Raw genomic sequence first — 12,092 nt, 5'->3', positions numbered from 1 at the left:
TATGAAACATTCGACACGTCAGCACCACCCCTATAAAGATATGTTGGATTCTCCAGAGGGGATGGCGGATCAAATTGCCGACAATCTTGGCTGTCCCGTGACTATCGAAGATGCAAACCATCACATTGTTTCCTACAGCAAGCATGAGTCCAACGTCGACGATGCGCGAACGGCTACGATTATGCGGCGTAAAGTTCCAGAGCATGTTGTCAACGGGCTTTGGAAACACGGAATCATGTCCCAGCTGTTCGAAAGCGGCGAACCTATTATTGTCGACAGTATAGACTCTATTGGGCTAGGTAATCGACTGGCTGTGTCTGTTCGCAACAACAAGGAAATCCTTGGTTTCATTTGGGCACAGACAGATAAGGTCACCGTAACGACGGATCATTTGTCCACTATTCGCGAAGCAGCTCAAATGGTAGCCCAGCACCTCCAGCGCCAGCAGGCGAAGAAGCAGAAATCCGAAGAAAACGAAAAAGAATTCTTCTGGCAGTTATTGACCGGAGCCGCCACCAATTCAGAGGATATTCATAAACAGGCAAAGCGGTTTGGCCTTCATTTGTACGGTCAGCTTTGTGTTGCGGTCTTTGAATTTACAGAAGACACGAGCCAGTCCGTCGAGCGTCATGCCTATTATTTATCGGAGACACTGCAGCAGACAAAGATTATCAGCCGTATATTTGATGACCGCCAGCTCATCCTGCTTGTGAGAACCGACAACTTAGAAGATGCGAACAAAATGAGCCAGGCCTTCATTCGTGAATTCACACAAAAGATGAAGGAAAGGCTTGGATTTGAAGATTTAAAAGGTGCTTTCGGACTGGTCTATGATAATCCACAGTCTATTAAGGACAGTTATAAACAAGCGTTGAAGGTATTGGAGCTGAAAGAGCAGTTTCCTGTGAAGCTCGCAGAGGTCGATAACTATCAGGATCTCGGTATTTATCAATTCATTAACGAACTCGCCTCCTTACAGAAGCGGGAAAACTATAAAAATGATTCCTTGATGAGATTGAAGGCTTACGACGAACAAAACCGTTCTTCCCTATTGGAAACATTAAAGGTCTTTCTCGAGATGAACAGCAATGTTCACAAAGCCGCTTCCCACATGCACATACACACAAACACGCTGAATTACCGCTTGAAACGGATCCGCGAAATTGGCCATATTGATTTTAAGGATACTAACCAGAAGACAATGCTTTATTTAGATTTGTTGATACAGGAAAGCGAAAGAGAGGATTTGTGATTTTTCACAAATCCTCTCTTTCATTTTTTCACTTTCCCCTAAACAAAAAAATAGTCAGACGAGATATACTTTTCTTACATTCGATTACGAAAGGTGGACCTATCCCATGATTATCGGTATTCCAAAAGAAATTAAAAACAACGAGAACCGCGTAGCCATTACTCCATCCGGTGTTATTCACCTGCTGAAAGCCGGGCACAAAGTGTTGATCGAGACAGAAGCTGGACTTGGCAGCAACTTCACGGACGAAGAATATATTGCATCCGGAGCAACCATTATTGAAAGCGCTTCATCCGTTTGGGAGCAGGCCGAGATGGTAATGAAGGTGAAAGAACCACTGCCTGCAGAATATGGATATTTCCGCAAAGGGTTGATCCTTTTCACCTACCTTCACCTCGCTGCTGAGCCGGGCTTAACAAAAGCCTTGGTGGATAACGAAGTGACAGCGATCGCTTATGAAACGGTAAGTGCAGATAATAAGCTTCCATTGCTTACTCCAATGAGTGAAGTAGCCGGACGTATGGCTACACAAGTAGGCGCACAGTACTTAGAAAAATCTTTCGGCGGTAAAGGAATTCTATTGAGTGGGGTGCCGGGTGTATCCCGCGGGAATGTCGTGATCATCGGAGGCGGTATCGTCGGAACAAACGCGGCGAAAATCGCAGTCGGTCTCGGTGCACACGTAACCATTCTTGATTTAAACCCTACTCGTCTCCGTGAATTGGATGATCAGTTCGGGGGAGATGTCCAGACGTTAATGTCGAATCCTTTCAATATCGCGGAATCAGTTAAAAATGCGGATCTAGTAATTGGCGCGGTTTTGATTCCTGGAGCGAAAGCACCGAAACTCGTAACCGAGGACATGGTGAAGGAAATGAAAGCAGGCTCTGTTATCGTTGACGTCGCCATCGACCAGGGTGGTAACTTTGAAACAGTCGATCATATCACGACACATGATGAGCCGATCTATGAGAAACATGGCGTCCTCCATTATGCTGTCGCAAACATCCCTGGAGCTGTTCCACGTACGTCCACCATCGCCCTTACAAACGTGACGATTCCTTATGCGGTCCAAATCGCATCGAAGGGTGTCGTGAAAGCAGTAGAAGAAAATACAGCCATCGAGCACGGTTTAAATACAGCGAACGGCCACTTGACTTATGAAGCAGTAGCAAACGATCTCGGTTATGAATATAAACCGGCTCGTGAAGCCATTCGTCAAACCATAGAAGCCTGACACAAAAGCCCCGTCCTTCCCGACGGGGCTTTTCCATTCAGTATATATATATATCTCCGATTGTCTGCTCCGCCACTCAGATTCCAGCATACTCATCTCCCATAAGCTCCAATATTCCTCTCCCACTTTTTGTTTGTCTCTATGTAACCCTTCCTTAATGAATCCTGCCTTCTCATAACAGGAGATGGCTGCTTTGTTGAAGTCAAAGACCCCTAAGCTGACCCGGTGTAATTCCAGTTCATCGAAGGCGACAGCAAGAACTCTGTCGATCATTTGACCGGCATAGCCTTTCCCTCTGGATGATTCTTCACCAATTAATACTTTCCCGATCCGTGCCGACTTATTATGATGATCGATCCTCCCGAGAGAAATATGTCCGATGACCCGCTCATTCTCCATGTCCACCGCTTTAAAGATGAGCACTTCTGAACCCTTTTTGTTCGATCCCCTCCTATAAACTTCAAGCTGCTCTCGATCTAAAGGATAATCGAAAGTCGGACCCGCCCACTGCATCAGAAACTCCGGAGATTTCACCCACTGGATAAGCTGAGTGAAATCTTCCTTTCTAAAATCATGTAATGTAATCACCTGGCATCCTTCCCTTCTTTTACCTACTACTATAATAATAAAGAAAAGGATAAAAAAACGTCCGAAGAATAAACTTTCGGACGTTTTCCGTATTCAATAGGCTTTCACTAAACCGCCATCGACGACCAGGGCCTGCCCTGTCATGTACGTATTGGCAAACGAGCCGATAAAGGCAACAGATGCCGCGAATTCCTCCGGTGTCCCGTATCTCTGCAGAGGAATGGCTCCCTCTGCCTTTTGTTTCAACTCTTCCACAGACACGCCTGATTCATCCGCCCGCTTCTGATCTAATTGCTCGACGCGTTCTGTCGCAATCCTGCCAGGGCCGACGGTGTTGATCAATATATTATCCGGTGCAAGCTCTTGGGAGAGGCTTTTTGACAGGCCTACGATACCGGCACGAAATGTGTTGGACAGAATGAGATGATCGAGAGACTGCTTGATGGAGGAAGAAGCAATATTGACGATGCGTCCACCGCCCTCTTTCCTCATCGAAGGGAGTACTGCACGAATGGCTCTCGTGAAACTCAATAAATTCAATTCGAAGGCCTGCTGCCAATCTTCATCATGGAAATCATCGAACGTTCCTGCCGGCGGACCGCCGGCATTGTTAATTAACACATCCACTTTCCCGTTCAGCTCCACTGTTCTTTCCATCAAACTACGAATATCTTCCGGTTTGGTGACATCACAAACATGGTAATGGACGTGCTCATTTCCTGTTGCTTCTTTCAGTCCCTCTACGGTCCTTTTCAATTCTTTTTCCTGTCTGCTGGAAATCACTACGTGCGCACCTTCCTGTGCATAAACAGTTGCTACAGCCTTCCCTAATCCTTTGCTCGCAGCCAAAACAACGACAGATTTCCCTTCCAAATTCAAATCCATCTTCCCATTCTCCTTTCTACTACAAAGCGGAGCGCTGTTCCGGGATCGCCTTTTCCTTTTTAGAACTGGTAATAAGCAGAAGCGCCAGAGCAGCGACCCCCATGATGTCTGTTACAATACCCGGATAGATAAGAAGTAATGCTCCTATACCAGCGACTGCTCGCAGCCAGAACGGCACTCTTTGTCTGAAATGACCTTCCGTCATGACAGAAAGAAGGAACACTCCGGCTAACGATGTAATCGTAATTAAAAGAATATTTCCTGCCGTTGCATCAATCATCAGCATTTCATGAGAGAATACGAACATAAACGGGACAATGAATCCAGCAATCGCGAGTTTCATAGCCTGGAACCCGGTTTTGTTCGGATTTCCTCCTGCGATTCCGGCTCCAGCAAAGGCAGCAAGGGCAACCGGCGGCGTAATATTCGCAAAGATCCCGAAATAAAAAACGAACATGTGGGCGACAAACGTAGCTGTTTCCGGAGATCCCGCCAATTCCCGATACAATGGAAGCTGAAGCAGGATTGGTGCTGCCATCGTACTTGTAATAATATAGGTTGGAATACTTGGAAGCCCCATTCCCAGGACAATGGATGTAATCATCGTAAGGACCAAGGTTATCAGCAATTGGATAAGCGGACTGTTCACGGCGCTTCCGATACTGACAATGCTGTTGGCAATCTCAAGCGCCACACCGGTGAGGGACGCAATACCCACCACAATTCCTACGGCTCCACATGCAATGGCTACCGGAACAGTGGTCTTCGCTCCATCTTCCAGAGCCTTCAGGCAATCGATGATGGTGACTTCATCGCCTTCGATCTTCAGCCACTTTCTCCAAAGATTTATAACGAGCGGGACAGCAAGAATGAGAAGCAGCTCCCACCAGTCTCCCCGTACGTTCGGCATAGACCCGCCTGATAGGAGAGCAGACAGCTGAGGCTGAAAAATCAAGAACAGCGATACTCCAAGGATAACCGGAATCATCCGCTTCGATCCCGCAATGACAACCGTTGCAATAATGGACCAGAATGCTGCATAAAACGGTGTTTTCCCTGAGAAAAGGAGATACAGCAGTGTCAACATCGGAACAATTAAATGACCTCTTTCTGCCAGCACGGCTCGTAATGAAGGAAGTTCACTTTTAGGGATTCCTTTCAACCCTCGTTTCGATGCACGGAAATGGACTTGCAGCAGAATGCCGACATAAAACAGAAGGGCTGGTATGATTCCCGCCAAAATGATTTTTGTATAGGCGACATTCAAGTTTTCGGCCATAATAAAGGCCGCTGCACCCATGATCGGCGGCAGAATCTGCCCGCCCACACTTGCTGCCGACTCTACTGCCCCGGCAAAATCTTTTTTATAACCAATCTTCTTCATCAAAGGAATGGTGAACGTTCCGGTCGTTACAACGTTCGCTATGGCAGAACCGTTGATCGAACCAAGAAACCCGCTTGCAATGACCGCTACTTTCGCGGGGCCTCCCTTCGTATGTCCCGCTACAGCTAGTGCCAGATCATTAAATAACTGTCCCATGCCGGACCGACCAAGGAACGCTCCGAACAAAATGAACAGAATAATGTAACTGGCAGATACACCAACGGCTGTACCCAGTACCCCCTCCGTTATGAAGATCAGCTGAGAAATGATTTGTTTCGCAACGCTTTGAATGACGACAGGATTCCATTCTGGATACACGGACAGCTTGACGTAAAAGCCATAAATGAGAAAACCCAGCCCCAAAAGCGAAAGCCCCCACCCTGTCACCCTTCTTGTTATATCAAACAAAAGCAGGAGGATCAGGATTCCGACATAGAAATCAACGTCGTTAATTTGGCCGCCTGTTTGAATAATGCGCTCGGCTGTCATCAACATATATACTGCTACAAATAAAGACAATCCAGCCGTTATGTAATCATAGAATGGAATCCCTCTGCTCCCTTTCTTCTTGATGAATGGATACATCAGAAACCCTAATGTCATCAACGTGTATAAATGAATGCTCCTCTGTTTAATATCTACCAGAGACCCTGCATAAGACGTATATAAATGAAAAATAGATAAAGCGACAGCCAATACAGATACCGTCAAAGCGATCGGTTTGGCAATGGCACTCCTCGTCGTACTTTCTCTATCGAAATTCCCATCTACTTCCTGCTTGTTCATGATTTTCACCTCTACTTATTTAATAGTATTTCGAACGAGCATGGACAAGAGGGAGATCTCATTCCCTGCTATCTTAAAGGCTTCCCCCGACGCTAAGTCCAACTGCTCCCGGTTTCCTATGCGCAGACGATGGTTGGTTCGATCCCCCGTCCGGACGATCAGTTGTTCACCAATGTTTCGGGAGATCCCTTCCATGTAGACCCAGCCGTCCTTCACATATGTCTCTGTACCAATATCATTGGGCACACCCGCCCCGAAGGTTTTAAACCTTGTATTAATCAATCGGATTTTATCCTGTTCCATGAGAAACGTCTCTTCCCAATCTTCATTTTCTACGGAATGTGTCCACCGGATGGACAGCTCCGTACCATCCTTTATAAAAAAACACTCCTCCATGCTTTCCGAAGAAACGGTAAGCGTATGGACTTGTAATGTCAGAAGAAGAAAACAGACAGCAGCGACATTTACTGCTCGGACATATCCGGTCATCGATGGAAAAAAGGGCACCCTGTTGATGCCCTTCCCCTTCACTCCAGAATGCCTTCTTCTTCATAGAATTTTTTCGCCCCAGGATGAAGAGGTGCAATCAAGCCTTTTGCGATTTCTTCACGTTCCAACTGCTTCAGTACACCAATGGACACTTCCTCTGAACCAAGATAGTCGTAGTAGCGCTTCGTCATATCATAGACGACGTCCTCGCTCAAATCCTTAGAAACGATGATCATGTTCTGGATGCCTACCGTTTCCACTGCGTCAGACAAGTCATAAACAGCCTCGTCGCCGGCTTCGATCGTATACGGTTTATAGAAAGGATACTTCTCCATCAATGCATCCGCCGTCGCTCCACTGATTTCGACGAAAGTAATATCCGTCTGCTGCATTAAATCAGTGATGTTGCTGTTGGGTACGCCGGACGTAAAGAAGGCGGCATCCAGGTTGCCGTTTTTCATTTCCTGCACACTGTCCGCATAGCCGGTATGGGTGACCTTGGATAAGTCATCATAACTAAGATCGACCGCTTCCAGCACCTTCTTCGCACTTTGCTCTACTCCGGATCCTACCTTACCGACACCGACTTTCTTCCCCTTCAAATCTTCAACCGTGGAAATACCGCTGCTTTTCAAAGCCACAATCTGTACCACGTTCGGATACATGCCTGCCATGGCTTGGACGTCGACGGAATTCCCTTCAAACTGCCCTATTCCTTCTATCGCGTCATAGCCGACATCACTCATGATCGTGGCCATTTGATTCAGGCTGTCCTTGATATTCTGAATGTTAGCCACAGATGCTCCTGTGGATTCGACCGTCACGTTGCTGATTAATTCACTTTCTTCCAGGACAGGCTTTAAAGCACCTCCGATCGGATAATAGGAACCCGATGTACACCTGTGCCAAAGACAATCGATTCCGCACCGTCTCCACCTTCTCCAGAAGCCCCTTCCGATCCCCCGCCGCAAGCAGCAAGAAGTACCAACGATAAAAACATGACTGCAGACCATATGTATTTCTTCATCAAACCATCCTCCGTTTCTTAATTTTCTAAAAATTATGATAACGCTTTCATTAAGGGAAGGGAACCTTTTGACCATATTGGACATTTTGGTCTTTTTGGTCATAAAAATAGACGACTCCTTTTCTGGAACCGCCTTATCTTTTATATAGTCTTTTGTCACCTTTCAATATGGAATATATGCAAAGATCATCAAATTTCCCAAGTGTATATTCATAATTCCTGAGCACTCCTTCCTTCATGAAACCATGACGGGTGACCATCTGTCTGGAGGCAGTATTATCCGGTTCAATCAATGCCTCCACCCGTTCTAAACCCAGCGTTTCAAATCCATAATCAAGGACGGCCTCCAGTGCTTCTGAAGCAATTCCTTTTTTCCAATGAGATCTGCTTAATTCAAAGCCGATTTCGGCACGATAATGCTCCTTCTTCCAATGGAGATAACCACAGCTACCAATGACCTTATCGTCTTCTCTCCTTGTCACTCCCCACCGGATGCCGGTACCTTCTTTTCTAATCTTTCGGTACCATGCCACTTCCTTCCGGGCATCAGCAACTGTGATCGATGGAGCTAATCCGAGGTGTGCAACCACCTCTTCATCCGACAGGTATTCCAACATATCTCCTGCGTCTCCATCCGATACTTCTCTTAAAACCAAACGTTCTGTTACGAGCTTCGGGAAGTCTCCCATATCATTCTCTCTCCTTCTAATTATAGCGATAGCGGTTGACTGGTCTTCCCACACCTCCGTACTGAAGATCCAAAGTAACCACGCCCTGCTTTTGAAGATACTCCAAATAACGTCGAGCAGTCACGCGTGCCATACCCAGTCCGTCCGCAACTTCTTCCGCAGACAGAGCGTCCAATCGACTTTGTATATACTCCTGGACTTGGTCCAGCGTCTTCTCATTCAACCCTTTGGGCAGTGTTTCGTTTCTAGTCTTTTTTTCTCTTTTTAAAAAGGTGTCCAACTGATCTTGACCCAAGTCCCCCTCACCGGTTGTTTTGCTGTAATAAGAATGGTAAGACAGCAATGCCTGCTGAAGCCTTTCAAACTTGAAAGGTTTCATAATGTAATCATGCACCCCGTACCGCAGCATAGCCCGTACCGTCTCTTTCTCCTTCGCTGCTGAGATGACAATGATATCGGAGGGAAAGGCATGCGCCTGATTTCCTTGATGGTCTGCTTCCCATCTTTCTCCGGCATATACACATCCAGTACAATCAGATCCGGAGACAACTTCTCAGCCAGTTCCACTCCTTCTCTCCCATTCCCTGCTGTCGCGATGACTTGAAAGGGAGTCACCTGCTCAATGAACTGGCGATTGACTTCCTGCACCATCGGATCATCCTCAATTAACAACACATTAATTACTGGCTTCACACTCATGATACCTCTCCTTCCATCGGTATGGTTAACAAGACACTCGTTCCTTCTCCAGGTTTGGTAACAACCTCCCAGTCCCCGCGTCCCTTCTCCACGATCTGTTTCACCAAAAACAGACCGATTCCGGATCCCGTCTCCTTCGTTGTAAACCCTTTGTCGAACATCCGAATCCGTTCCTCTTCTGTCATTCCTCTGCCGTTGTCTTCTACTGAGATCACACAGGAACATCGCCCCTGAATCACAGAAATATCCAACCATTTCTGTTCTTTATAGATTCCGTCAAACGATTGGAAGGCGTTCTCAATCAAGTTGCCGATTATAATGACGAAATCGTGCTGATCCAATAAAGGAGGAAAAACGTGCATTTCACTGTAGTCATCCAATGTAACCTCGATTCCAAGCTCCAGACCTCTCGATATTTTACTGAGAAGCAGACCGGCAATGCTGTAATGAGGAAAACGCTGCATGAGGAACCCGGATAAACGTTCCTGATTTTCCGATGTATCAAAAACAAAATCCAACGCCTCTTCTCTCTTGTCCAGTTGAATCAACCCTGCAATGGTATGTAGTTTATTCAGGTGTTCATGGTTCTGTATTCTTAACGCATCCACAAACGCTTTGACTCCCGTCAGTTCTTCAGCGAGCTCTTTTACTTCCGTACGGTCTTGAAATACCATGACAGCTCCGACGATTTCCTCCTCAATCCTAATCGGTATGGAAGTACTTAGAATAACTGTCTGATCCATTCGAACTTCTTTGTTTCTTACCTGCTCCCCGGTCACTAATGAATGGACAATTCCTACATCCGGAATAACACGCTTCCAATGCTGATTCAGGTAATCTCCCTGTAGAGAAAGGATGGCTTTTGCTTTCTCATTCATGATAGTGATCCGGCCTTCCTTGTCAATGGCAATGATCCCTTCATTCATCGCCTGAAAGGCAGCTGTTCGTTCTACGAGCAGCTGAACAATTTCATGAGGCTCAAGACGATAGGTCCCTTCTTTCAAATGGCGGGCGAGCATCCAGGAACCGACGATGCCGAAGCTCAAAGTTAGAAGTAATACGAACAATATCTCCCCTTTAACCACCCCAAGAATATCAAACCAGGAAGGAAGCAGGTTCCCGACGATGACTACCCCGATCTGTTCATGATTCTCATTCATGACGGGGACGAATCCTCGTACGGCAATCCCTGAATCACCCTTGGCTTTGGAGACATAGCTGTGTTCTGCGAAGGCAGGCCCTTCATCCTTCCCGGCAGAAGCTGTCCCGAGTTTGGAAACCATGGGATGGGAGTAGCGGATACGATTCATGTTCAAAACGACGATGTAATCTGATTGATTGACCATCCGGATTTGTTCGACAATCGGGTTAATGACTTTCCACCCTTCTGATTCTCTCAACCCATCTTCTATTGCCGGCAGGTTAGCGACCGTTCTACCTGTCATAAGGGACCGTTCCCCTAAAGACTCCTCCTGCGACTTGACGGCATTACCGATAATGACGATTCCTCCGATTAAGATGGAGAACAGGACAATCCCAAAAGACAGAATGGTAATCTTCCACCGGATCGGCATTTGTTTCACTGGCATACATAAGCTCCTTCACTCCATCACTTCTTCTAGTGTATCACTTAAAAGTAAATCTATGGTACACTGTTGTAAACGATTTCAAGAGGGGGATTCTCATTGAAATCATTTCTGGCGATTGCCCTGCTTCTCTTTCTCGGAATCGCTTCAGCATTATTCTTCGGCCGGGATTTCAGTGAGACTGCCCAGTCGCTTGAATATGACGACGAACAGGAAGAATTAAAGGAAGCGGTTGTTATCAACTTCAGTCATGTTGCAGCAGAAAACACACCGAAGGGAATGGCTGCAAGAAAGTTCGCCGAGCTTGTGGAGGAGCGTTCTGCCGGCAAGATAAAAGTAAATGTATATTCCAACGGCTCTCTGTACAATGACAAGAATGAATATGAGGCATTAAAAAGCGGCCACGTCCAAATGATTGCGCCGGCAACATCCAAAATGACCATCCACTTCCCAAGCTGGCAGATTCTCGATCTTCCTTTCGCTTTCCGTAATGTAAGCGAGGTTAAAGCCATATATGAAGGAGCGACCGGTGAAGCACTGCTCGGAGAGTTAGAAGAGGACGGTTTAAAAGGAATGACCTTCTGGTATAACGGGTTTAAACAGATAACGAGCAACAAGCATCCACTAATCATGCCGGAAGATTTTGAGCAAATGCACTTCCGGATCATGCCGAGTCCAGTACTTAAAGCTCAGTTCGAAGCGCTTGGAGCAAGCACAAGCGAGCTCCCATTCAATGAAACTTACAACAATCTGGAGGTCGACTTCATTGATGGACAGGAAAATACAATCTCCAACATTTACACCAAGAAACTTTACATAGAACAAGCACACATGACCATCAGCAACCATGGGTATTTAGGATATGTGGTGTTGATGAATGAAGACTTTTGGGAACAGTTAACGGACAGCCATCAGCAAATACTGACCGAAACTATGGAAGAAACGACGGCGTGGATCGAACGTCATTCCATTGAAATGAATGACGCTTATCTGAGGCAGATGAAAAGGGACGAATCCATTGAGATTCATTACTTGACCCCCGCTGAAAGGGAAGAGTGGCAGAAGGCGATGGAAGCTGTTTACAGACGTCCTTCCACGTTAACCGAAAACAAATGAAGAAAGAGGCGGAATAGAATGAAAACCATTTTTGTAGCGGGACACGCAAAGCTCCCCGGAGGTATGGCTGCCAATCACATCTCCGAGTCGTTGACATTGACACTGGAGATTGACAGGAAATACGGGGTAATTATTGATGCTTCCTGTACCCTGGCAACCGATCATGGCAGGGAATATATAAAATCTCTCCTAAAAGGATACAGCCTGAAAGACGGCACGGAAGAACCTGTTGCGAGCCTCAGAGAAGGATACCTCGGTAAAGCCGGCAACGCTCTTGAAGCTGCCTTGAAAGACTCTTACAAACAATATCAGCTCCATCACTGACAAAAGCACCATTGCCCGGGCAATAGTAAA

General features: G+C 46.4%; 11 protein-coding genes and 2 pseudogenes. 4 read left to right on the top strand and 9 right to left on the bottom strand.

The window, feature by feature from the left end; all coding sequences use genetic code 11:
* Window position 1: 1 nt before the first annotated feature.
* Window positions 2-1,252: a helix-turn-helix domain-containing protein gene (locus D479_RS04535; protein ID WP_008634156.1), complete on the top strand. Its 1,251-nt coding sequence runs from the start codon at window positions 2-4 to the stop codon at window positions 1,250-1,252.
* Between the two features lie 106 nt (window positions 1,253-1,358).
* The gene (gene ald / locus D479_RS04530) at window positions 1,359-2,489 is read left to right on the top strand and encodes an alanine dehydrogenase (protein ID WP_008634155.1); all 1,131 of its coding nucleotides are present in this window, start codon (window positions 1,359-1,361) and stop codon (window positions 2,487-2,489) included.
* 63 nt (window positions 2,490-2,552) lie between these two features.
* Here the strand turns inward: ald and D479_RS04525 are convergent.
* The 9 genes and pseudogenes from D479_RS04525 to D479_RS04490 all read right to left on the bottom strand — a co-directional run.
* Window positions 2,553-3,077, bottom strand: a pseudogene (locus D479_RS04525) (GNAT family protein); the annotation flags it as partial.
* Window positions 3,078-3,170: 93 nt separating this feature from the next.
* Window positions 3,171-3,962 (bottom strand): SDR family oxidoreductase, encoded by a 792-nt coding sequence (locus D479_RS04520; protein WP_008634153.1) that lies wholly within the window; start codon window positions 3,960-3,962, stop codon window positions 3,171-3,173.
* A 19-nt stretch (window positions 3,963-3,981) separates the two neighbouring features.
* Entirely contained in the window at window positions 3,982-6,132 is a 2,151-nt protein-coding gene (locus D479_RS04515; RefSeq protein WP_008634152.1) for a TRAP transporter permease, read from the bottom strand.
* Between the two features lie 15 nt (window positions 6,133-6,147).
* Window positions 6,148-6,663, bottom strand: coding sequence for a DUF1850 domain-containing protein (locus D479_RS19800; RefSeq protein WP_008634151.1), 516 nt, complete (start codon window positions 6,661-6,663; stop codon window positions 6,148-6,150).
* Window positions 6,660-7,472: a TAXI family TRAP transporter solute-binding subunit gene (locus tag D479_RS04505; RefSeq protein WP_241210911.1), complete on the bottom strand. Its 813-nt coding sequence runs from the start codon at window positions 7,470-7,472 to the stop codon at window positions 6,660-6,662. Before D479_RS04505 ends, D479_RS19800 begins: the two co-directional genes overlap by 4 nt.
* 8 nt (window positions 7,473-7,480) lie before the next feature.
* On the bottom strand, window positions 7,481-7,648 hold the full coding sequence (locus D479_RS21005) for a hypothetical protein (protein ID WP_241210912.1): 168 nt from the start codon (window positions 7,646-7,648) through the stop codon (window positions 7,481-7,483).
* A gap of 134 nt (window positions 7,649-7,782) precedes the next feature.
* Window positions 7,783-8,337, bottom strand: a complete 555-nt coding sequence (locus D479_RS04500; RefSeq protein ID WP_008634149.1) for a GNAT family protein — start codon at window positions 8,335-8,337, stop codon at window positions 7,783-7,785.
* A 16-nt stretch (window positions 8,338-8,353) separates the two neighbouring features.
* Window positions 8,354-9,036: pseudogene (locus D479_RS04495) on the bottom strand (response regulator).
* Window positions 9,033-10,625 carry a sensor histidine kinase gene (locus tag D479_RS04490; RefSeq protein WP_008634148.1) on the bottom strand — a complete coding sequence of 531 codons (1,593 nt, stop codon included), beginning with the start codon at window positions 10,623-10,625 and terminating at the stop codon, window positions 9,033-9,035. Before D479_RS04490 ends, D479_RS04495 begins: the two are co-directional and overlap by 4 nt.
* A 96-nt stretch (window positions 10,626-10,721) precedes the next feature.
* On the opposite strand from D479_RS04490, the gene D479_RS04485 reads away from it, so the two are divergent.
* A complete protein-coding gene (locus tag D479_RS04485) occupies window positions 10,722-11,738 on the top strand; it encodes a DctP family TRAP transporter solute-binding subunit (RefSeq protein WP_008634147.1) in 1,017 nt (338 codons plus the stop codon).
* Between the two features lie 18 nt (window positions 11,739-11,756).
* Complete coding sequence (locus D479_RS04480; protein WP_008634146.1) at window positions 11,757-12,062, top strand: DUF3870 domain-containing protein; 306 nt, start codon at window positions 11,757-11,759, stop codon at window positions 12,060-12,062.
* Window positions 12,063-12,092: the final 30 nt, after the last annotated feature.

It is taken from the genome of Halobacillus sp. BAB-2008, assembly GCF_000328325.1.
Taxonomy (GTDB): domain Bacteria; phylum Bacillota; class Bacilli; order Bacillales; family Halobacillaceae; genus Halobacillus.
This window is presented reverse-complemented; position numbering and strand designations above follow the sequence as displayed.